This is a genomic window from Telluria sp. AC161, assembly GCF_979258535.1.
The window spans coordinates 3,692,803-3,714,870 of record NZ_OZ409861.1 but is presented as its reverse complement, the minus strand read 5'-3'; the positions used below and the strand labels follow the sequence as shown (position 1 = coordinate 3,714,870).

General features: G+C 63.2%; 22 protein-coding genes. 9 read left to right on the top strand and 13 right to left on the bottom strand.

Annotation, left to right across the window (positions count from 1 at the left end):
* The gene (locus tag ACZ0AJ_RS16550; protein WP_499455581.1) at positions 1–849 is read right to left on the bottom strand and encodes a symmetrical bis(5'-nucleosyl)-tetraphosphatase; all 849 of its coding nucleotides are present in this window, start codon (positions 847–849) and stop codon (positions 1–3) included.
* Positions 850–1,122: 273 nt separating this feature from the next.
* Between ACZ0AJ_RS16550 and ACZ0AJ_RS16545 the strand changes: the two genes are divergently transcribed.
* The 6 genes from ACZ0AJ_RS16545 to ACZ0AJ_RS16520 all read left to right on the top strand — a co-directional run bounded on the left by ACZ0AJ_RS16545 (position 1,123) and on the right by ACZ0AJ_RS16520 (position 7,149).
* Positions 1,123–2,217: an MraY family glycosyltransferase gene (locus tag ACZ0AJ_RS16545; protein WP_499455580.1), complete on the top strand. Its 1,095-nt coding sequence runs from the start codon at positions 1,123–1,125 to the stop codon at positions 2,215–2,217.
* A gap of 103 nt (positions 2,218–2,320) precedes the next feature.
* Positions 2,321–2,632: an H-NS histone family protein gene (locus ACZ0AJ_RS16540; RefSeq protein WP_499455578.1), complete on the top strand. Its 312-nt coding sequence runs from the start codon at positions 2,321–2,323 to the stop codon at positions 2,630–2,632.
* A gap of 247 nt (positions 2,633–2,879) precedes the next feature.
* Entirely contained in the window at positions 2,880–4,262 is a 1,383-nt protein-coding gene (locus ACZ0AJ_RS16535) for a phosphomannomutase/phosphoglucomutase (protein ID WP_499455577.1), read from the top strand.
* Between the two features lie 10 nt (positions 4,263–4,272).
* Positions 4,273–5,253 carry a lipopolysaccharide heptosyltransferase I gene (waaC, locus tag ACZ0AJ_RS16530; RefSeq protein ID WP_499455576.1) on the top strand — a complete coding sequence of 327 codons (981 nt, stop codon included), beginning with the start codon at positions 4,273–4,275 and terminating at the stop codon, positions 5,251–5,253.
* 1 nt (position 5,254) lies between these two features.
* Positions 5,255–6,544: a lipid IV(A) 3-deoxy-D-manno-octulosonic acid transferase gene (waaA, locus tag ACZ0AJ_RS16525; protein ID WP_499455575.1), complete on the top strand. Its 1,290-nt coding sequence runs from the start codon at positions 5,255–5,257 to the stop codon at positions 6,542–6,544.
* 95 nt (positions 6,545–6,639) lie between these two features.
* Positions 6,640–7,149: a YcxB family protein gene (locus tag ACZ0AJ_RS16520; RefSeq protein ID WP_499455646.1), complete on the top strand. Its 510-nt coding sequence runs from the start codon at positions 6,640–6,642 to the stop codon at positions 7,147–7,149.
* Positions 7,150–7,192: 43 nt separating this feature from the next.
* On the opposite strand, the gene ACZ0AJ_RS16515 is transcribed toward ACZ0AJ_RS16520, so the two are convergent.
* The 10 genes from ACZ0AJ_RS16515 to miaB form a co-directional block, all read right to left on the bottom strand.
* Positions 7,193–8,143 (bottom strand): M48 family metallopeptidase, encoded by a 951-nt coding sequence (locus tag ACZ0AJ_RS16515; RefSeq protein ID WP_499455572.1) that lies wholly within the window; start codon positions 8,141–8,143, stop codon positions 7,193–7,195.
* A complete protein-coding gene (locus ACZ0AJ_RS16510) occupies positions 8,140–8,880 on the bottom strand; it encodes a lysophospholipid acyltransferase family protein (RefSeq protein ID WP_258835629.1) in 741 nt (246 codons plus the stop codon). The genes ACZ0AJ_RS16515 and ACZ0AJ_RS16510 overlap by 4 nt, the downstream gene beginning before the upstream one ends.
* Before the next feature lie 51 nt (positions 8,881–8,931).
* Positions 8,932–9,504 (bottom strand): D-glycero-beta-D-manno-heptose 1,7-bisphosphate 7-phosphatase, encoded by a 573-nt coding sequence (gmhB, locus tag ACZ0AJ_RS16505; protein ID WP_183556334.1) that lies wholly within the window; start codon positions 9,502–9,504, stop codon positions 8,932–8,934.
* A 22-nt stretch (positions 9,505–9,526) separates the two neighbouring features.
* Complete coding sequence (glyS, locus tag ACZ0AJ_RS16500; RefSeq protein ID WP_258835628.1) at positions 9,527–11,623, bottom strand: glycine--tRNA ligase subunit beta; 2,097 nt, start codon at positions 11,621–11,623, stop codon at positions 9,527–9,529.
* A gap of 17 nt (positions 11,624–11,640) precedes the next feature.
* Complete coding sequence (gene glyQ, locus ACZ0AJ_RS16495) at positions 11,641–12,555, bottom strand: glycine--tRNA ligase subunit alpha (protein WP_332532295.1); 915 nt, start codon at positions 12,553–12,555, stop codon at positions 11,641–11,643.
* Between the two features lie 324 nt (positions 12,556–12,879).
* The gene (lnt, locus tag ACZ0AJ_RS16490; RefSeq protein WP_499455569.1) at positions 12,880–14,451 is read right to left on the bottom strand and encodes an apolipoprotein N-acyltransferase; all 1,572 of its coding nucleotides are present in this window, start codon (positions 14,449–14,451) and stop codon (positions 12,880–12,882) included.
* Complete coding sequence (locus tag ACZ0AJ_RS16485) at positions 14,451–15,329, bottom strand: CorC family transporter (protein ID WP_183556338.1); 879 nt, start codon at positions 15,327–15,329, stop codon at positions 14,451–14,453. Before ACZ0AJ_RS16485 ends, lnt begins: the two co-directional genes overlap by 1 nt.
* A 123-nt stretch (positions 15,330–15,452) precedes the next feature.
* Positions 15,453–15,920 (bottom strand): rRNA maturation RNase YbeY, encoded by a 468-nt coding sequence (gene ybeY, locus ACZ0AJ_RS16480; RefSeq protein ID WP_499455641.1) that lies wholly within the window; start codon positions 15,918–15,920, stop codon positions 15,453–15,455.
* Positions 15,895–17,016: a PhoH family protein gene (locus tag ACZ0AJ_RS16475; RefSeq protein WP_499455639.1), complete on the bottom strand. Its 1,122-nt coding sequence runs from the start codon at positions 17,014–17,016 to the stop codon at positions 15,895–15,897. The genes ybeY and ACZ0AJ_RS16475 overlap by 26 nt, the downstream gene beginning before the upstream one ends.
* Entirely contained in the window at positions 17,013–18,374 is a 1,362-nt protein-coding gene (gene miaB, locus ACZ0AJ_RS16470; RefSeq protein WP_499455568.1) for a tRNA (N6-isopentenyl adenosine(37)-C2)-methylthiotransferase MiaB, read from the bottom strand. The genes ACZ0AJ_RS16475 and miaB overlap by 4 nt, the downstream gene beginning before the upstream one ends.
* 605 nt (positions 18,375–18,979) lie before the next feature.
* Here miaB and ACZ0AJ_RS16465 point away from each other — a divergent pair.
* Positions 18,980–19,387, top strand: a complete 408-nt coding sequence (locus tag ACZ0AJ_RS16465; RefSeq protein ID WP_183556342.1) for a hypothetical protein — start codon at positions 18,980–18,982, stop codon at positions 19,385–19,387.
* A gap of 114 nt (positions 19,388–19,501) precedes the next feature.
* Here ACZ0AJ_RS16465 and ACZ0AJ_RS16460 read toward each other — a convergent pair whose 3' ends face one another.
* Positions 19,502–20,335 (bottom strand): HDOD domain-containing protein, encoded by an 834-nt coding sequence (locus ACZ0AJ_RS16460; protein ID WP_499455566.1) that lies wholly within the window; start codon positions 20,333–20,335, stop codon positions 19,502–19,504.
* Positions 20,332–20,661, bottom strand: coding sequence for a hypothetical protein (locus ACZ0AJ_RS16455; protein ID WP_499455565.1), 330 nt, complete (start codon positions 20,659–20,661; stop codon positions 20,332–20,334). The genes ACZ0AJ_RS16460 and ACZ0AJ_RS16455 overlap by 4 nt, the downstream gene beginning before the upstream one ends.
* 159 nt (positions 20,662–20,820) lie before the next feature.
* Between ACZ0AJ_RS16455 and gstA the strand changes: the two genes are divergently transcribed.
* Both gstA and ACZ0AJ_RS16445 read left to right on the top strand, forming a co-directional pair.
* Positions 20,821–21,426: a glutathione transferase GstA gene (gene gstA / locus ACZ0AJ_RS16450; RefSeq protein ID WP_499455563.1), complete on the top strand. Its 606-nt coding sequence runs from the start codon at positions 20,821–20,823 to the stop codon at positions 21,424–21,426.
* Between the two features lies 1 nt (position 21,427).
* Positions 21,428–21,991, top strand: coding sequence for a DUF1697 domain-containing protein (locus tag ACZ0AJ_RS16445; protein WP_499455562.1), 564 nt, complete (start codon positions 21,428–21,430; stop codon positions 21,989–21,991).
* Positions 21,992–22,068: the final 77 nt, after the last annotated feature.

Here is a 22,068-nt window from a genome sequence, read left to right as displayed (position 1 = left end):
TTAGCGCTGCTTGCCGCCGTGCTCGCGGTACTCGGGGCAATCCACCTGCAGCAGCGTGCGGTCATCCAGGCACACGGCTGTCAGCTTGCCGCCCCAGACGCAGCCGCTGTCCAGCCCGACCAGGTTGGGGCGCTGCACCACGCCCAGCGCGGACCAGTGGCCGAACACGACCGTCACGTCCTGCGTGCGGCGCGCCGGCAGGTCGAACCATGGCAGCAGGTCGCTGCCGACCGGGCCGGTGTCGGATTCCTTGTGCTTGAAATCCATCGCGCCGTCAGGTGCGCACAGGCGCATGCGCGTGAGTGCGTTGACGATGCAGCGCAGGCGCTCGATGCCCGTCAAGCTGTCGTCCCAGCGGTCGGGCTGGTTGCCGTACATCTGGTTCAAAAAGTCGAGCCAGCCGTCGCCCTGCAGCATGCGTTCGACTTCACCGGCCAGCGCCATCGTCTGCGCCGCATCCCATTGGGGGGCCACGCCGGCGTGCACCAGCAGGTGATTGTCGACGAACATCGCCAGCGGCCGCGCGCGCAGCCAGGCGATGAGTTCATCGCGGTCGGGGGCGGCCAGGATCTCGTCCAGCGTGTCGGAGCGGCTCAGGCGCTGGGCGCCGCCGGCCACCGCGATCAGGTGCAGGTCGTGGTTGCCGAGCAGGGCATCGACGCGCCCGCCGCTCGATTCGTTGAGCGCTTTCATGCGCCGCAGCGCCATCAGCGATTCGGGGCCGCGGTTGATGAGGTCACCCACGAACAGGATGCGCGCGTCATCGCCCGCGACGAGGGCAATGCGGTCAAGCAGCAGCTGCGCTTCATGCGCGCAGCCCTGGAGGTCGCCAATGGCGTAAGTGGTCATATTCTTGTTCTGGCAGGACATTGCCGTCCTGCTGCCTGGCGTTATGAAAAATGGAGCATATGATGCTCTGGCGGATACTAAATGATTTTACGCGCCAGGGAAGTTTTTTGCGTCGCCGCGCAAGCGGATGAAAACATAAATACGCGCGCCGGCATCCACGTCCAGTCCGGTACAATGAGGCCGGCTTTCCATTGATGAATAGCGTATCGTGGCTGCGCCAATTCGCTTCCTTCGCGGAGCGCTGCACAAGAATCGCTTCGAAAGAAAACAATAATGTTCTCGTTTTTTGTCAGTTTCCTTTCCTGCGCATTGCTCACGCTGCTGGTCATCAAGACCGCGCGAAAACATGGCCTGGGACTCGATGGTGATTTTACCGGCGTACAGAAAAACCATACGCATGCGGTCGCGCGTATCGGCGGTATTCCCATCTTTCTGGCAGTGGTGGTGGCGTCCGGTTTATCGATCCTGCGCCAGCCGCAAATGGCGGCCTGGCTGGCAACCCTGATTGCCTGTGCCACGATTGCCCTGGCCGGCGGTATTGCCGAAGACTATACGGGAAAGGTCTCGCCGAGCCGGCGCCTGTTCCTGACGATGCTTGCGGCAGGCTTTGGTTATTGGCTGCTCGATGCGCGTATTGGCCGGCTCGATTTGCCGTGGACGGTCGTGCCGCTCGAATCGATCTGGATCGTGCTGCCGCTCACGATGCTCGCCGTGGCCGGCGTCGCCAATGCCATCAATATTATCGACGGTTTCAATGGTCTGGCCGGCGTGATCAGCGTTTTCATGCTGCTGTCGCTGTCGTACGTTGCCTTGCAGGTGGGCGATATGTTCGTGCTGGTGGGGGCATTGATCGTTGCCGGCGCCACGGCCGGTTTCCTGATCTGGAATTATCCGGTCGGCCTGATTTTCCTCGGCGATGGGGGAGCGTATTTCCTTGGCTTCCTGCTGGGCGAGCTGGCCCTGCTGCTGGTGATGCGCAATCCGGCAGTCTCCACCTGGTATGCAGCGTTATTGCTGATTTACCCTGCGTTTGAAACCATATTCTCTGCATACCGCCGCATGTTTGTCCGCGGCAAATCACCAACACTGCCCGACGGTATTCACTTGCACAGTTTGATTTTTCGGCGCATCGTGCAATGGACCGTGGGACCGCGCGAGGCCCGCGCACTGATGAAACGCAATGCGCGCACATCGCCTTATTTATGGCTGATTTCATTGCTGGCAGTGATACCGGCAACCGTGTTCTGGGAAAGCACCGGCGCACTGATGGTGTTCTGTCTGTTGTTCATAATCAGTTACCTCTGGTTGTATGGGCGTATCGTTCGATTCAAGTCGCCGCGCTGGCTTTTTTTAAGCAAGAAAGACTGACCGGATATTATTGTTGTAGTATATTGCGACATTTGGTGAGTATTCACCGATCGTCAGCAATTGCTGAATCTGCATTCAATTTTTTAACGAACGAGGAACGATGATGGATCTGTCGAATATGTCGGTAGGCGATTTGCGCAACCTGCAAGAACAAATCAAGCAGGAAATGAAAACGCGTGAAACCCAGGAAGTGCAGAAAGCACGCGAACAAATCCTGGCAATCGCGCAAAGCGTCGGCATGCCGCTGAAAGAACTGATGGCCACCACCGGCCGCGGTTCGAAAGGCGCGACCGTCGCCGTGCGTTACCGTCACCCGCAGGATAGCAACCAGCAGTGGACCGGCCGTGGCCGTCAACCAAAGTGGGTCAAGGAATGGGTCGATGGCGGCAAGTCGATCGACGACCTGCGCGTCTAAGCAGTATTAGCGCTCCGCCACGCGGAGCATGCGCCGCGCGCTTCTCCAGCGCCGGCGCCGATGGGCTGCTGCCATCGACGCCGGCGCCCATTCGCGGCCCCGGCTATTCCCCAGCTATTCCCCGATATTCCCCTGTTCTGTCGTTCGGCTTGTGCCCGGCTTGCGCACGCGCGCCATTCCCACGCCAGCCACGCTTGCCGTTACAATAGTGCTTACTTATCAATCCTCCAATATTCCAGGAAACAAAATGGTCGCTCTCTCCAAAACGATTTTCAAGGCCTACGATATTCGCGGCATCATCGACAAGACCCTGGACGCCGGCATCGCGCGTCACATCGGTCGTGCCTTCGGCGCCGCCGCGCTGGCCAAGGGAGAGAGCAAGGTCGTGATCGGCCGCGACGGCCGCCTGTCCGGCCCTGAACTGGCTGGCGCATTGAGCGAAGGCCTGCGTGACGCCGGCGTCGATGTGATCGACCTGGGCATGGTCGCCACGCCAATGGTCTATTTCGGCACCAACGTGCTCGACACACGCTCGGGCATCATGGTCACCGGCAGCCACAACCCGCCTGACTACAACGGCTTCAAGATGGTCCTGGCCGGCGAAGCCATTTACGGCGACGCCATCACCGGTCTGCACGACAGCATCGCAGCGTATGACGGCGCGATCGCAGCGCAGCGCGGCGGCTACAGCACCCACGACATCCGCGCCGCCTACCTCGAGCGCATCATCGGCGACGTCAAGCTGGCGCGCCCGATCAAGATCGCGGTCGACTGCGGCAACGGCGTGGCCGGTGCGTTCGCGGGCGACCTGTATCGCGGCATGGGCGCCGAAGTGGTCGAGCTGTTCTGCGACGTCGACGGCACCTTCCCGAACCACCATCCTGACCCGGCGCACCCGGAAAACCTGCAAGACCTGATCCGCGCGCTGCAAGAGACCGACGCCGAAATCGGCCTGGCCTTCGACGGCGACGGCGACCGCCTCGGCATCGTCACCAAGGATGGCCAGATCATCTTCCCGGACCGCCAGATGATGCTGTTCGCAGCCGACGTGCTCTCGCGCGTGCCGGGCGGCGAGATCCTGTATGACGTCAAGTGCACGCGCCACCTGGCGCCGTACATCGAGCAGCATGGCGGCAAGCCGCTGATGTGGAAGACCGGCCACTCGCTGGTCAAGGCCAAGCTGAAGGAAACGGGCGCGCCGCTGGGCGGCGAGATGAGCGGCCATATCTTCTTCAAGGAGCGCTGGTACGGTTTCGACGACGGCATGTATGCCGGCGCGCGCATGCTCGAGATCCTGACCAGGCAGCAGGATCCGTCGGCGCTGCTCAACAGTCTGCCAATGGCCAGCAGCACGCCGGAACTGCACCTGCAGCTGCAGGAAGGCGAGAACTTCACGCTGATCGACCACCTGCGCGCCAACGCCACGTTCCCGACATCCGAAAAAATCAACGACATCGACGGCCTGCGCGTCGAGTACGCCGATGGCTTCGGCCTGGCCCGTTCGTCGAACACGACGCCGGTTGTCGTGCTGCGCTTCGAGGGCGAATCGCCTGAAGCACTGGCGCGCATCCAGGCCGAGTTCAAGACCGTGATCCTGGCCGCCAAGCCGGACGCCGACCTGCCGTTCTGAGGATACGCGCTTGAAGATCCTGCTCGTGCGCGTGTCGTCACTGGGCGACGTGCTGCATAACCTGCCGATGGTGGCCGACCTGCTGCGCGAGCATCCGGGCGCCACGATCGACTGGGTGGTCGAAGAGGGCTACGTGAGCCTCGTGCGCCTGAATCCCCATGTGCGCAAGATCATCCCGTGGTCGCTGCGCCGCTGGCGCAAGAGCTTGGGCAAGCGAGAAACGCGGGCTGAAATCCGCGCGTTCTTTCGCACGCTGCGCGAAGACGAATACGACTATGTGTTCGACACCCAGGGTCTGCTCAAGACCGGCATCATCATGGGCGCGGCGCGCGTGCGCAAGGGTGGTAAAAAAGTCGGCCTGGCCAACGGCAGCGAAGGCTCGGGCTATGAAGGCATCTCGCGCATCTTCCATACCGACAGCATCCCGTTGAATCCGCGCACCCATGCCGTGGCGCGCGGACGCATGGTCGCCGGCGCTGCGCTCGACTACAGCGTCGACTCGGCCCCCGAGTTCGGGCTACCGGCGCCGACGCCAGCCACGCGGCCGGCGTTTTTGCCGCACGACGACTACGCGGTCTTTTTCCATGGCACGGCGCGCGCGGCCAAGAAGTGGTCGGACGCCAACTGGATCGCACTGGGCGCGGCGCTCGCACCGATGCCGGTGCTGCTGCCATGGGGCTCGAAGTCTGAACACGAGGATGCCCAGGCGCTGGCAGCAGCCATGCCCAATGCCCGCGTGCTGCCAAAACTGTCGATGATGGACGCGGTGTTGCTGGCCCAGCATGCACGCCTGGCAGTGGGCGTCGACACGGGCCTGACCCATATCGCCGCCGCCTTCGTGCGGCCGACGATCGAAATCTACTGCGATTCGCCCAAGTGGAAGACCGAAGGCAACTGGTCCGATCGCATCGTCAATCTGGGCGATCTGGGTGCGCCACCGTCAAGCGCGGACGTCATCGCAGCAGCACGGCGCCTGCTGGCGCCGGCATGACATGAACCGCACGCTGTACTCAAGCCTCTGGTGGCTGGCCATGCCGGCCGTGCTGGGCCGGCTGTGGTGGCGCGGGCGCAAGGAGCCGGGCTACCGCGCGCATTGGGATGAACGCCTGTCCCTTGGCGGCCCTGCGGCAGGCGAGCGGCCCACGATCATGGTGCATGCGGTGTCGGTGGGCGAGACGCGCGCCAGCGAGCCGCTGATCGATGCGCTGCTGCTGGCGTATCCCGAGTGCCGCATCCTGCTGACCCACATGACGCCGACCGGCCGCGCCACCGGGCGCGACCTGTTTGCGCGCCACGGCGAGCGTGTCGTGCAGGCCTACCTGCCATACGACACGGGATGGATGACGACGCGCTTCCTGCGCCGCCATCGTCCGCGCGCCGTCATCCTGATGGAGACCGAGGTCTGGCCGAATCTGATCCACGCGTGCACGCGGCAAAACGTGCCGATCGTGCTGGCCAATGCACGCCTGTCCGAACGCTCGCTCAAACGGGGCCGCAAGACCGGCGCCGTGATGCTGGAAGCCGCGCGCTCGTTCACGCTGGTGGCGGCGCAGACCGACGCCGATGCGGCGCGCATTGCGTCGCTGGGGGCGCCGAACGTCGTCGTTACCGGCAGCGTCAAGTTCGACATCGTGCCGCCACCGAGCGCGCTGGAGAAGGGCGCCTGGCTGCGCACGCGCATCGATGGCGCGGCGCACCGGCCGGTGTTCCTGTGCGCGAGCACGCGCGAAGGCGAAGAAGCCCTGATCCTGGACGCTTGGCGGCAGAACCGCGACAAGCCGCAGCACGCATTGCTGTTGCTGGTGCCACGCCATCCGCAGCGCTTTGACGAGGTGGCGAAGCTGGTGGAGGCAGGCGGTTTGACGCTTGCGCGCCGGTCGCAGCTGGATGCTGACACCACCGGCGCCGCGATTGATGCGGACGTGCTGCTGGGCGACTCGATGGGCGAAATGTTCGCCTACTACGCCGCCTGCGACTGCGCCTACATCGGCGGCAGCCTGCTGCCGCTGGGCGGCCAGAACCTGATCGAAGCCTGCGCACTGGGCAAGCCGGTGCTGGTGGGCGAACACACGTTCAACTTTCTGGACGCGACGATCGACGCGGTCGATGACGGCGCCGCCTTGCGCGTGCCGAACGCCGACGCGCTCGTCAGGGAAGCCGCGCAGCTGCTGCGTGACGATGCGGCGCGCGCGGCGATGGGCGCCAGGGCACTGGCGTTTGCCGGCCGCCACCGCGGCGCGACCCTGCGCACTGTTGAACTCGTGCAACGGCTTATTGGGTAGGTTTTGTTACCATTCCCATCTGCACGCTACAAAACTATAGGGGATGCGCCATGTTGTCATTGAATCGCGCGACACCGGGCAGTGATGGAGAGCCAGTGTCTCTTCGGGTCCAGGAAGGGGTAGTCGACACGCTGGGAACGATCCTGGGCTCAGGCCTGGTCGACCACGCACCGGCAAAGCAGCAAGCGGCAAGCGTGCTGCCGCTCGATGCATTGCATTTTTTCGTCCGCTATTCGCTGAGCGAATACGTCAGCTTCATGTGGCAGCACGGGGGCTTCCTGATCCGTCGCCGGCGCGTGCGCTGGCCTGCCAGCTTTCTGCTGCGCCTGCGCAGCACGCTGAGCGCGGGGCTGAACTTCGTGCTGCTCGGACGCGGGCGCCGCACCTATGAATTTACCATCGACGCCCACGGCATCGTGCGCACCAGTGGTGGCGTCACGCTGATCGAATGGGCCGACGTGGCCGCCGTGCGCACCTATTCGCGCGGCTTCATGATGGTGCTCAAGCGGGGCACGCTGCCGATCCCGTTTCGCTGCCTGTCGCAGCAACAGACCGCTACCATGCGCGATCTGGCGGCCGCGCGCCATGCATTGAGCCTGCACTGACCGGCATGCATCCGGCAGGCCAGCGGCCTGCCTGCTTCCCCGCCTATTCGTCAAACAATACCGGCATCTGGTGCGACTGCTTGCGCAGCGCCAGGCGCGCCCCATCGTAATCCGGATACACCTCGGCGACCGTCGCCCAGAACGCCGGGCTGTGGTTCATCTCGCGCAGGTGCGCCAGTTCGTGCGCGACCACGTAATCGATCAGCGCCAGCGGATAGTGGATCAGGCGCCAGTTCAGGCGAATACTCCCGCCCACCGTGCACGAACCCCAGCGTGAGCTGGCCGACGACAGCGTGCAGGTCTTGTAGCGCACGTTCAGGCGCGGCGCGTAATGGTCAAGGCGCTCGGTGAACACCCGCTTGGCCTCGGCCTGGAACCACAGCTTGACCCGTTCCTTGAGCTGCCACTCGGCCAGCCCTGGCACCACGCCGATCGCCAGCTCGCGCGTGGCCTCATCAAACCGGCAATGACTGCGCGTGGCCGGTTCGAGCCGCAGCGTGATTTCGCCACCCATGAACGGCAGCAGGGCGCCATCGACCCACACGACCGGCGCGCGTTGCTGGCGCAGTTCGCGCCGCTCGCCCCGTTCGAGCAGCTTGGTGATGATCCAGCGGCTCTTGGCGCGCAGCGCGTTCTCGATGTCGTCCTGCGTCACGCGGCGCGGCGCGGTCACGCGCAGGCCGTCGTCGTCGATCATGAAGCCGATCGAGCGGCGCGACGAGCGGCGCAGCGCGTAGTCGACGTAGTGCTGGCCGAGCGCGATGCGTTTGAGGGGAGGGTCTTGCGGGCCGACGGGCGGCGAAGGAAGCCTGGTGCGGGGCGGCGCCGGCGGCGCCTTGAACAATGGCTGGGACGGCGGCGCCGGCCTGTCGGAAGGCTTGAGCGCCGCAAAGAATTCCTGTGCAAACAGCTCGAGCTGGTCGCCGTCGATCTTCGACGACGCCGCCGTTTGCTGCGGACGCGAATTCCTGATCTGGGTGCTAACGTCGCTCAACCACCTTTGTAGGCGTGGGGCGAAATGACGCGCATTTCCGATTCTATCCAATTTTCTACCTCTTGCATCAGGCTGTCAGGGGTATGGCCTTGCGGCGATATCGGTTTGCCGACCGATACCGTGATCGTTCCGGGCCGTTTGATGAACGAATTCTTGGGCCAGCACTCGCCCGAATTGTGCGCGATCGGCACCACCACTGCCTGGGTCTCGACCGCCAGGCGCGCGCCGCCGCTCTTGTACTTGCCCTTGCGGCCCACCGGGATGCGGGTACCTTCGGGGAACATGATAATCCACTGGCCATCGGCCAGGCGGCGTTTACCGTGGCGCACCACGTGCGAAAACGCGTTCTTGCCCTGCTTGCGGTCGATCGGGATCATGCGCAGCAAACCCATGGCCCAGCCGAAGAACGGGATGTACAGGATTTCCTTCTTGAAGACGTAGACCAGGGGACGCGTCAGGTTCGGCAGCAAAAAAATCGTTTCCCATGCCGACTGGTGCTTCGAGAGCACGATGGCCGGCGCGTCGGGCAGATTGTCGTAGCCCTTGAATTCGTAGCGGATGCCGCAGATGACGCGCGCGCACCAGATGATGAAGACGTTCCAGCGCGAGGTGAACCAGAAGCGCTGGTTGTAGGGCAGGGGGGCTGCGAGGAAGCACAGTGAAGCCCAGATGATCGTCGCCACCATCATGACGACCGTGAACAGCAGGGAACGCAGAAACAGACTGAAATTACGCAAAGGGACTCCGGACAAAACGATCTGGTTATTCTTATCGTGGTGTTGTATTGATTATGACGCCTGGGCAGCGCCAGCACCAGTGGCGCCGGCGGGCTTGAGCAGGGCGCTGACCATCGCGGCCAGATCCGGATACACCTTCGTGCCGGGCGGCAGGCCGCCTGTCATCTGCGTGCGCTCGCCCTTGCCGGTCAGGACCAGGTAGGGCGTGCAGCCACGGTTGAAGCCCGCCTGCAGGTCGCGCAGCGAGTCGCCCACCGTGGGCACGCCTTTCAGGTTGATCTTGAAGCGCTTGCCGATTTCTTCGAACATGCCCGACTTGGGCTTGCGGCAGTCGCAGGCGTCGAGCGCCGCGTGCGGGCAAAAGAAGATGGCGTCGATGTCGGCGCCCACCAGCTGCGCGGCCGCATGCATCTTGGCGTGGATGGCGTTGAGCGTGGCGATGTCGAACAGGCCGCGCGCAATGCCCGACTGGTTCGTCGCCAGCACCACCCGATAGCCCGCCTGGTTCAGGCGGGCAATGGCCTCGAGCGAGCCGGGGATCGGGATCCACTCGGCCGGCGACTTGATGAAGTCGGGCGAGTCGTGGTTGATCACGCCGTCCCGGTCGAGAATGATGAGTTTCATCGGGGATGCCTGCATGCGGTGCTTACGTTGCCAGCTTCGAGATGTCGGCCACGCGGTTCATCATGCCGTGCAACGACGCCAGCAACGCCAGGCGGTTGTTGCGCAGCGCAATGTCGTCGGCCATCACCATCACGTCGTTGAAGAACGCGTCGACCGGCTCGCGCAGCTCGGCCAGCGTCTTGAGCGTGCCGGCAAAGTCGCCTGCGGCAAACGCCGCATCGACGGCCGGCTGCACGCGCGTGACGGCAGCAGCCAGGTCTTTCTCGGCCTGGTCCTGCAGCAGGGCCGGATCGACCGCGCCGGCTTGCGCCAGTGCTTCCTCGTTCTTCTTGAGGATGTTGGTGATGCGCTTGTTGGCGGCGGCGAGCGAGGCGGCTTCGGGCAGTGCGGCGAAAGCCTGCACGGCTTCCAGGCGCTGCACGACGTCGTCGACGCGGTCCGGGTTCTGGGCCAGCACGGCTTCGACTTCGTTCGGCGAGAAGCCGCGGTCGCGCAGCAGGCCGCGCAGGCGGTCGAGCATGAAGGCCGTGACTTCCGCACTCGGATCCTTGAACGCCGGCTGGTCGGCAAACGTCGTGACCGCATCGCGCAGCATGTCGGACAGTTCGAGCGGCAGGCGCTTTTCGACCAGCATGCGCATGATGCCCAGCGCGTGGCGGCGCAGCGCGAACGGGTCTTTTTCGCCCGTTGGCTGCAGGCCGATGGCCCAGATGCCCACCAGCGTTTCGAGCTTGTCGGCCAGTGCGACGGCCAGGCCGGTATCGGTGGTTGGCAGGGTGTCGCCGGCAAAGCGCGGCTGGTAGTGCTCGGACGCCGCGCGCGCCACTTCATCGTGCTCGCCATCGTGGCGCGCGTAGTACGTGCCCATGATGCCTTGCAGTTCCGGGAATTCGCCGACCATGTCGGTGAGCAGGTCGGCCTTCGACAGGCGCGCGCCGCGTTCGGCGAGCGACGCGTCAAAGCCCAGGCGCGTGGCGATGTACATGGCCAGCTTGGTCACGCGCTCGCTGCGTTCGGCCTGCGAGCCCAGTTTGTTGTGGTACACGACGTTGCTGAGCGCAGGCAGGCGCGACTCGAGCGTCTTCTTTTTATCCTGCTCGAAGAAGAACTTGGCGTCCGACAGGCGCGGGCGCACGACGCGCTCGTTGCCGCCGACGATCGCGGACGGGTCGTCGGTCGCGATGTTCGACACGATCAGAAAGCGCGAACGCAGCTTGCCGTCGGCATCGGTCAGCGCGAAGTATTTCTGGTTCGTCTGCATCGTCAGGATCAGGCATTCCTGCGGCACGGCCAGAAATTCTTCTTCGAAGCGGCATTCGTAGACGACCGGCCATTCGACCAGCGCCGCGACTTCATCGAGCAGCGACTCGGGCATCAGGACCTGGTCGGCGCCGGCTTGTTCGAGCAGCTGCGCGCGGATGCTGTCCTTGCGCGCCTGCGGCGACGTGATGACCTTGCCCTCGGTTTCCAGCGTGTTCGCGTACTGATCGGCATGCGCAATCGTGATCGCGCCGCCATGCGACAGGAAGCGGTGGCCGGCGGTCTCGCGGCCAGCCGTCAAGCCAAGCAGCGTCAGTGGCAGTACCTGCTCGCCGTGCAGCGCGAGCAGGCGGTGCACCGGGCGCACGAACTGCACGGTGTCGCCGTTCGGACGCTGGTAGCTCATGAGCTTCGGGATCGGCAGCTTGTTCACTGCGTCCTGCAGCACGTCCTGCAGCGCGCCGGTGAGCGCACTGCCGGCGGCGGTGTAGGTGTAGAAGAAGCTTTCGGTCTTGCCGTCCGGGGCGCGTTCGAGCTGGTCGATCGTCAGGTCGGGAAAGCCCAGTGCGGCCAGTTTCTTGGCCAGCGGCGCACTTGGGTTGCCTTCCTTGTCCAGCGCCACCGTCACCGGCAGCACTTTTTCACGGATCGCTTTGTCAGGCGACGTATCGCGCACATTGGTGATCGAGACGGCCAGGCGGCGCGGCGTGGCGTACGTGGTGACGACGCTGTCGGCTTCGAGGAAGTCGCGCGCTTTCAGGCCATTCGCGATGCCGGCGGCAAAGGCGGCGCCCAGCTTGACGAGCGCCTTCGGCGGCAGTTCTTCGGTCTGCAGTTCGACGAGGAGTGTTTGGTTCATGGTCTGTTCTGTTCTTATCAAGCAGCGGTGACGTCAGCTTTGGGGGCCATGGGGAAGCCCAGCTTTTCGCGCGAGTCGTAATAGGCTTGCGCCACCAGACGCGACAGCGTGCGCACGCGGCCGATGTAGGCGGCGCGCTCGGTCACGGAAATGGCGCCGCGCGCGTCCAGCAGGTTGAAGCTGTGCGAGGCCTTCATGATCTGCTCGTAGGCCGGCAGCGTGAGCGCCAGTTCGACCAGGCGCTTGGCTTCCGATTCGTGGTTCGCAAACGCCTGGAACAGCATCTCGGTATTGGAGTGTTCGAAGTTGTAGGTCGACTGCTCGACCTCGTTCTGGTGGAACACGTCGCCGTAGCTCAGGGACTTGGTCTTGCCGTCTTCCTGCCACTCGGTCCAGACCAGGTCGTACACGTTCTCGACGCCCTGCAGGTACATGGCCAGGCGCTCGATGCCGTACGTGATCTCGCCCAGCACCGGCTTGCAATCAAGGCCGCCCACTTGCTGGAAGTAGGTGAACTGCGTGACTTCCATCCCGTTGAGCCAGACTTCCCAGCCCAGACCCCAGGCGCCCAGCGTCGGGCTTTCCCAGTCATCCTCGACAAAGCGCACGTCGTTCTTTTTCAGGTCCAGGCCCAGTGCCTCGAGCGAACCGAGATACAGGTCGAGGATATTTTCGGGCGCGGGTTTGAGCGCAACCTGGAACTGGTAATAGTGCTGCAGGCGGTTCGGATTCTCGCCGTAGCGCCCATCCTTCGGACGGCGCGATGGCTGCACATAGGCGGCGCGCCAAGGCTCCGGGCCGATCGCGCGCAGGAAGGTACCGGTGTGGAAGGTGCCGGCGCCGACTTCCATGTCGTAGGGCTGGAGCAGTGCGCAACCCTGTTTGTCCCAGTAGGACTGCAGGGTGAGGATGATTTGCTGGAATGTGAGCATGTCGAGTGGAACGCGGCCCGTGGACCGTGAACGCGGTATGTTTGCCAAATGGCCAATTCTACTGAATTTTTCGTACCCTCTGGGAAGGGATTTGGGTTGGGGTGGTCGGCGATGCCGTCCATATTGGGTTTTCGTACCCTCTGGTAGGGTGGACGGCTACGCCGTCCACGCGGTGATCGATAACGTCAACAAAACGCATGGGTTGACGAAGCCGCCTTCGATGTCGTCTGCTTTGGATCGACGTTTAACCATCACCGCGTGGATGGCAGAGCCATCCACCCTACGTTGTCGCGGTGATCACTAACGTCAACAAAACGCAGATGTTCACGAAGCCGTCCGCCCCATGCGACGCCGCCCGGCAAACCAGGCGCCAAGCAGCATGCATGCCCCCAGCAGCAGGAACGACGCGCTCCCCAGGCGAATGAACGGCGTCATGCCGGTCGCGCCGCGCACGGTGGCGGCCAGCACGCCGTCGGTGTAGAACGGCAGTGCGTGCGTCAGATTGCCGCGGCGGTCGATGATGGCGGTGGCGCCGTCATTGGTCGCGCGTAGCATCGGGCGGCCCGTTTCCAGCGTGCGCATGCGCGAAATCTGCAGGTGCTGCGGGATCGCCACCGACTGGCCGTACCACGACAGGTTCGACACGTTCAGCATCAGCGTCGCCGGTTGCGGCGCGTTGCGCAGCTGGTAGGCGATTTCTTCGCCGAACACGTCTTCGTAGCAGATATTCGGCAGCACCAGCTGGTCCTTGACGGCGAACGGCGCCTGCAGCGCGGCGCCACGGGTGGCGTCATTCAGCGGAATGTCGAGCATGTCCGTCACCCAACGGAAACCCGGCGGGATGAATTCGCCGAACGGCACCAGGTGCGCCTTGTCGTAGCGGTACACGGTGGCCTGGGGCTGCGGCGTCAGCGTGACCAGGCTGTTGCCATACTTGCCCGGGCCGTCCAGCAGCGGCATGCCGATGGCCAGCGTGCTGCCGCTGGTGGTGGCGTAGCGCTGCAGACCCGCCAAGTATCCGTCGGGCAGGTGTTGCGGGAAGGTCGGGATCGCCGTTTCGGGCGTGGCGATCAGGTCGGCCGGTGCCGTAGTGATCAGGCCCTGATAACGCGTGAGGATACTGTTCAGGAATTCGGCGTCGAACTTGCGGTCTTGCGCGATATTGCCTTGCAACAGGCGCACGCTGATCGGCTGGCCGACATCCTGCGTCCATTCGACAGTGCGCAGACCTGCACCGGTCAGCAGCAGAGCGGCCATCAGGCCCATTGCTGGCCAGCGCGCACGCTGCGTCAGCATGGCGAGGCACCCGGCGATGACGCCCACGACGATACCGATGCCGTACACGCCGATCAGCGGCGCGTAACCAGCCAGCGGCGCGAGATCATGTGCGTAGCCGGACGAGGCCCATGGAAAACCGGTGAATATCCAGCCGCGCAGCCATTCCGACACGCCCCAGGTCACGGGCAGCACCAGCAGCAGGAACGCGGCCACCGGCAGCGACCAGCGGCGACGCAGCCAGGTCGCCACGCCCGCCGTGAAGGCGCCCCACAGGCCCATGTACAGGCACAGCAGCGTCAAGCCCACCACCGCCAGCACGGCCGGCAAGTGGGCGAAATCGGTCATGAAGACATACAGCCAGTGCACGCCAGCCAGCGTCCAGCCGAAGCCGAAGGCCCAGCCGATCAGCGTGGCGCGCTTGACGGACGGGCTCATGCCGACCTGGTAGAACAGCCAGGCGAGGGACAAAAATTGCAGCGGCCACCAGCCCACGGGCTGGAATGACAACAGGGACGAGGCGCCGGCGAGTGCTGCGCCCAGCAACAGCAGGGCCGAGGGCTTGTTGGCGCGCAGCGCCGGGACCGGCGCTGCGGCTGGGGAGGTACGGCGACGCAGCATCAGTCGTGTTCGTCGTCCGCCAATGGCAGTTTTTCGACCAGCAGGACGTGGATCTGACGCGCGTCGGCGCGCAGCACTTCGAAGCGCACACCGTGCAGATCGACCACTTCACCCTTGTGCGGCATATGGCCGAGGTGGCTGGCGACCAGACCGCCGACGGTGTCGACGTCGTCGTCCGGCAGGTTGGTGCCGACTTCGTCGTTGAACTGTTCGATCTCGGTGAGTGCCTTGACGCGCCAGCGCGGGCCAAGCTGGCCTTCGCGGATCGAGATCACATTGTCTTCTTCTTCGTCGAAATCGTATTCGTCTTCGATGTCGCCGACGATCTGCTCGAGCACGTCTTCAATCGTGATCAGGCCGGCCACGCCGGAATACTCGTCGACCACGATTGCCATGTGATTGTGGTTGGCGCGGAAGTCGCGCAGCAACACGTTCAGGCGTTTCGATTCGGGAATGAATACGGCCGGGCGCAGTTTGGTGCGCACGTCGAACGATTCTTCGGCGTAATAGCGCAGCAAATCCTTGGCCAGCAGGATACCCACGACCTTGTCGCGTTCGCCTTCGATGGCCGGGAAGCGGGAGTGGGCGGTTTCGAGCACGTAGGGCATCCACTCTTCGATGGGCTTCGTGATATCGATCACGTCCATCTGGGAACGGGGCACCATGATGTCGCGCGCGGACAGGTCGGACACCTGGAACACGCCTTCGATCATCGACAGGGCGTCGGCATCGAGAAGGTTGCGTTCATGGGCGTCGTGCAGCACTTCAAGCAGCTCTGCGCGGTTTTCAGGCTCGGGGGAGATGAATGCGGTCAACCTTTCCAGCAGGGACCGATGGGGTTTGGCGTCCGGACGGACGTCACTGGGATACTCGGGCATAGTTGGCGAGAAGCCGTTGTTGCGATGGGCGTAGGATACACCAAAAGGCACATTGCCTGTTTTTGATGCAGGCGTGCGGCCTGAGCGGCGGGCGCGCCGCCGTTCAGGTCAAGCTGTCTTCACTCAGTCCGCATACGGATCGGGGAACCCCAGCACTTCCATGATGTCGCGCTCGAACTGTTCCATTTCTTCGGCATCGTCATCGTTGTCGTGGTCCCAGCCCTGCGCGTGCAGCACGCCGTGCACGACCAGGTGCGCCGTGTGTTCTTCGACGGTTTTCTTTTGCTCGTCGGCTTCGCGCTGCAACACGTCGGTGCACAGGACGATGTCGGCCTTGATCGGATCGTCCTCGGCCAGGTCTTCATCTTCGTTATAAGCGAAGGTGAGGACGTTGGTCGCGTAGTCCTTGCCCCGATAGGCCAGGTTCAGCGCCTGGCCTTCGGCCGCATCGACAAACCGGATCGTCAGTTCGGCCGGGCCGAGCAGGGCAGCCTCGACCCAGGTGCGCAGGGTGGCCTCGGGCAGCAGGCTTTCCAGGCGCGGGTCGGCGAACTGCACCTCAAGTTCAAGCGGATGTTTTTTTTCTTGCATTTTTCACCGGGATCGGTTTGGGGAGATCGGCCAGTTCCTGCACCGAATTGTCGGATTCGTAGGCATCGATGATGCGCCCGACCAACGGGTGGCGCACGACGTCCACGCTCGAGAACTGGGAAAAGGCGATGCCGCGCACATCCCTGAGCACGTGCATGGCGTCGACCAGACCGCTGCGCTGGTTCTTGTGCAGGTCGACCTGGGTCACGTCGCCCGTGATCACGGCCTTGCTGCCAAAGCCGATGCGGGTCAGGAACATCTTCATCTGCTCGACGGTCGTGTTCTGCGCCTCATCGAGGATGACGAACGCGTGGTTCAGCGTGCGCCCGCGCATGTAGGCCAGCGGGGCGATCTCGATGATCTGCTTTTCGAACAGCTTTTGCGTGCGGTCGAAGCCGAGCAGATCGTACAGCGCGTCGTACAGCGGACGCAGGTACGGGTCGACTTTTTGCGCCAGATCGCCCGGCAGGAAGCCCAGGCGCTCGCCGGCCTCGACTGCAGGGCGGGTCAGGATGATGCGCTTGACGGCGTCGCGTTCGAGCGCGTCCACCGCGCAGGCCACGGCCAGGTAGGTCTTGCCGGTACCGGCCGGGCCCACACCGAAGGCGATGTCGTGGTTCAGCACATCGTTGAGGTACTGGATCTGGTGCGGCGTGCGCCCGCGCAGGTCGCTGCGGCGGGTTCTCAGGGCCGGGCTGTCGACGTCGTTCGGGGCAACGTCGTCCTGCGCGTCGGCCTGCGCCACGTCGGGCACGGCCTTGACCGCTTTGACGCCCTTGATGGCGCGCGGCTCGCCGCCGGGCGCCTCGAGGCTGCGCGGCTTGATGCCGGCGCGCTGCTCGACCAGGGCCAGTTGCACTTCTTCGATCGGCACGACCTTGTTGGCGACCGCGTAGAAGCGTTCGAGCAATTCGACGGCACGCTCGGCATTGTCGCCGGTGACGATGAATTTCTCGCCACGGCGGAATACGGTCACGTCGAGCGCGGCCGAAATCTGGCGCAGGTTTTCATCGAGTGGACCGCACAGGTGGGCAAGCCGCGTGTTGTCGAGCGGCTCAGGAATGAAGTACGAGGGCTGGGTTGGCTGTGTTTTCAACTGGCGATGGCAATCGTATCAAGGTTGGCGACGAGTTCGCCGCGCAAATAATAATCGTGGCTGGCGCTGATGCGCACATCGACCAGTTGGCCGATGAGCTGGACACCCGCTGCATCCACGGGGAACAGAACCACGCGGTTATTCTCGGCGCGGCCCTGGAGCTGGGTTACATCTTTCTTGGCATACCCTTCGACCAGCACGCGCTGCACGGTGCCAACCATGGCGGCGCTGTGCTTGCGGGTGTTGGCGTCGATCAGGGCTTGCAGGCGCTGCAGGCGCGCCAGCTTGACCTCGTGCGGCGTGTCGTCGTCGAGGTTCGCGGCCGGCGTGCCGGGGCGCTTGCTGAAGATGAAGCTGAAGCTGTTGTCGAAATTGACGTCGGCCACCAGTTTCATCATCGCTTCGAAGTCGGCCTCGGTCTCGCCGGGAAAGCCCACGATGAAGTCGGACGAGAATGTGATGTCCGGACGCACCGCGCGGATGCGGCGGATGATCGATTTGTACTCGAGACCCGTATAGCCGCGCTTCATGGCCGACAGGATACGGTCCGAGCCATGTTGCACGGGCAGGTACAGGTGGTTCACCAGTTGCGGGATCTTGGCGTAGGCGTCGATCAGGCGCTGGCTGAATTCCTTCGGGTGGCTGGTCACGAAGCGCAGGCGCTCGACGCCGGGGATCTCGGCGATGTATTCGAGCAGCAGCGCGAAGTCGGCGATCTCGCCGCTTTCCATGGTGCCTCGGAACGCATTCACGTTCTGGCCCAGCAGCATGATTTCCTTGACGCCTTGCGCGGCCAGGCCCGCCACCTCGGTCAACACGTCCTCGAAGCGGCGCGAGACTTCTTCGCCGCGGGTGTACGGGACGACGCAGTAGCTGCAGTACTTGCTGCAACCTTCCATGATCGACACGTACGCCACCGGGCCGTCGACCTTGGCCGGCGGCAGGTGATCGAACTTTTCGATCTCGGGGAAGGCGATGTCGACCTGGGCCACGCCGGACGCGCGCCGGTCGCTGATCAGCTTGGGCAGGCGATGCAGCGTTTGCGGGCCGAACACGACATCGACGAACGGCGCGCGCTTGATGATGGCCTGGCCTTCTTGCGAAGCAACGCAGCCGCCCACGCCGATGACGAGGTCCGGCTTGTTGCGCTTGAGTTCACGCAGGCGGCCAAGATCGGAGAACACTTTCTCTTGCGCCTTTTCGCGGATCGAGCATGTGTTGAGCAGGATGACGTCTGCGTCTTCCGGCTTGTCGGTGCGTACCAACCCATCCGAGGCGCCAAGGACATCGACCATCTTGTCCGAGTCGTACTCGTTCATCTGGCAACCGAAGGTTTTGATAAAGACTTTTTTCTGCATGGAGAGGGTAGTTGGGGACGAATTGCTGTGCCGACAAGGCAGGGGAATCAGTTTACCGTAATTCGGTATTGACCCGATAAAAACACGGGCAGGACAGGACAAATCATTCCAAAAGGAATTCTTAGTTTCTTTACTTAAAGTAATTATCTTTTTATTTACAATGTTAAATGTCCGCTAGCGAACATACTTTATTTTCGCCGCGCTATGGCATCGTATGCACCAAGTATTTCTCTATGTAAATCAAAGAGTTCCGTGATCATTCTGATTGGAAAAATTTATCAGGGAAATCTCTTGCGTGCGCCACAATGTGGCCCCATGTGCTGAAATGCAAACGTGACAAGCTTTCCATACGTTAGCTTGATTTCTGACAAGGAGTCACGTGCGCAGGGTCGGCCTCGGTCCGGCGCGCGCCGCCATAATTTGTTTGAAAGACAAGTGCGCATGCAGAAACGACGTAGTGCACGGCAAGACCGGAATTCTTAAGGAACTACTCAGATTCGCCCTGTTTAATTCCTGAACACGTTCCGGGAACTTAAGTGGAAGACATGTTGTCTTCTACTAAGGTTCACAAGGGAACTATTTTAACCAACTCGTGAGGTAATATCATGGCACAACAACATCACGCTCTGTCGTCGCAAGAGAGTTACAACCCGAACCATCTGCTCGATATTTTACTGGGCAAGATGCAGCTGAAGAACGACGCAGCGCTGTCGCGCATGCTCGAGGTGGCGCCGCCCGTGATCAGCAAGATTCGTCACCATCGTCTGCCGGTTGGCGCGTCGCTGCTGATCCGCATGCACGAAGTGACGGGCATGAGCATCCGTGACCTGCGTGACCTGATGGGCGATCGCCGCACCAAGTACCGTCTGTCGGATGCACAAGGCCGTCCGAAGCCAGAAGAAAAAGCAGCAGCAGCCGCTGCCGCAGCAGCCCAGCAGGCTGGTCAGCCAGCACAGGGTCAGGCAAACCAGTCGGGCGACGTGACGCCAAAAACCGGTAATTATGCGCACTGAAATCGTGGGCATGGCAGATGTGTCTGTCATGCCTTCGTTGTTGGCGTGCCGCGGCGCTGCCTGAGTGGCGCCGCACAGCAGTTTTCTCCGTACTACCTGATTCCGTCCTGCGGCCTACGCCAACAGGATGGCGGTCATCTCTTCAAATTGCAGCTCCGTCTCGCGGAACACCTGCAACCACGCTTCCTCGGATAATCCCAGCGCCGTCCAGGCGACACTCGACACCGTCGGCACCACTTCGCGCGCATAGCCCGCCAGATCAAGCGCATGCGCGACCGCGCTTGCCACATGCACGATGGTGGCCAGGAAACCCGCGCCCGGCATCTCCGGCTGAACATGAAACGCGATGGCCTGGCGCAGCGTGTCCGAAAATTGCCAGTGCTCGGCCAGCGCCCGGCCTGCCAATACGTGGTCGACACCCAGCATGGCGCGCTCCGTCTCGAGCAGATCGCCATCGACGCGCTCGCATTCGCGCAGGACGGCGTCGTATTGTTCCGGGTAACGCGTCACCAGCACCAGGCGGCCGATCCCGTGCAGCAAGCCGGCCGTGAACGCCACGTCGGGATTGAAGTGCATGTGCCGCGCCAGCACCCGCGCGCAGGCGGCGGTGGCGATCGACAAGCGCCAGAAGGCCTTGTCATTGAACGCCGGGCAGCGGCCGCTGGGAAAGCAGCCGGTGATCGATGCCGCCATGATCAGGTTGCGCGTGGCTTGCACGCCCAGGAAGGTCAATGCCTGCTGGATCGTCGTGACCTTGACCTGCAGGCCGAAGGTCGACGAATTGGCCAGGCGCAGTGTCTTGGCAGTCAGTGCCTGATCGAGCGCGACCTTTTTCGCCAGCAAGGTCAGATCGGCATCTTCCTGGTCGATACTGCCTAGCAGCTCCATCACGACGGCCGGCAGCGAGGGCAGGTCTTCCAGGCCGGCCGTCAATTCATCGAGGGTCATGGCGCCACCTGCCGTTCGAGCCGGTAATCCTCGACGTAACGGCGCAGCAGGTTGCCGGCCCAGTCGTTGTCGTCGTCGCGGTCGTGGCGGCGGAACAGGATCTCGAGCCGCGCTTGCACCGCAGTCGCATCCGGCGCGCGGTGCGCTTCGACGCGCGCCACCGGCACCACGTCGATCTGATGGCGCGCAAACGACGCGATGATTGCCTCGCTCAAGACCGTGCCTTTGGCCAGCAATACCAGGCCGTGGCTGTCGAGCAATTCGTCCGACAGCACCATGCCCGGCAGGGCGCTGGTCACCGGGACCAGCTCGTGATCGTCGCTCATAGTTTCCTCCATTCAATACTCAGGAGATGGTATCACCGGTGTGCAGGCCGATCACGGCGGCGACGCAATATGTCGCATTCATGCCGCACGACTTGTGGCTGGAGGGCGGTGCCAAAATGCTGTAGGCTTTTGCCATCCATCATTATTTTCAGGAACCCCGTGAAACTCTACTTCAGTCCCGGCGCCTGCTCGCTTGCGCCCCGTATCGCCCTGATCGCCTCCGGCCTGCCGTTCGACAGCGAGCGCGTCAACCTGCGCACCAAGCTGACCGAAGCCGGCGAAGATTTCCGGGCCATCAATCCCAAGGGCTATGTGCCAGCGCTGTCGCTGGAAGATGGTCACCTGCTCACCGAGAGCCAGGTCATCTTGCAATACGTGGCAGACCAAGCTCCGGCAGGCGCGCTGGCACCTGCACCCGGCACATTTGAACGCTACGAATCGATGGAATGGCTGGCGTGGACATCGGCCGAGCTGCACAAGCGCTTTTCGCCTATCTTTGCACCGGGCGCGTCGGGCGAAGCCAAGGAAACTGCCTGGGCTGCGCTGGCCGCGCCACTGACCTATGTGGCGGGCAAGATCGCTGACGAGGGCTACCTGATGGGCGACGACTTCACCGTGGCCGATGCCTACTTGTTTACCGTGTTGAACTGGGTGGGATTCACCAGCTTCTCGCTGGATAACTGGCCGGCACTGCAGGCTTATCATGCGCGCATCAAGGCGTTGCCTGCGGTGCAGGAAGCGTTGCGCCAGGAAGGGTTGCAATAGCATGAGGGCCGACACCACGCCGCAGTCGCGCTACATTGCCCTGCTGCGCGGCGTGAATGTCGGCCGTGCCAAACGCATTGCCATGGCGGACCTACGCAAACTGGTCGAAGACCTCGGCCATACGGGCGTGCGCAGTCTGCTCAATAGCGGCAATATCGTGTTCGACGCCGTGGTCCCGCCGGGCGATGCGGCGCAAGAGATCGAAGCGGCCATTGCCCTGCATCTGGGTGTCAGTGCGCGCGTGTTCGTCTTTGCAAGCGATAAAGTGGCCGAGATCATTGACGACAATCCCTTGCTGCACGTGGCCACCGACCACGCGCGCCTGTTCGTCTTCCTGCTGGCAGGCGAGCCGCAACGCGCGCTGGCGGCCGACCTGTGCGGCCAAAACTGGGCGCCCGAAACGGTGGCGCTCGGGCGTCACGCTGTCTACGTCTGGTGTCCGCAAGGCTTGCTCGACAGCGCAGTTGCGGCAGCGCTCGGCAAACGGCTGGGCGATGGCGCCACGTCGCGCAACTGGAATACGATGATCAAGTTGCATGGCCTGTGCTGCGCTGGCGCCGATTAACCGACGCCTGTCTCAATAAACATTTGCTGCCTTTTGATGGCATCAATTTCAGTGCCTGATTCTTCCCCCCGATTCGC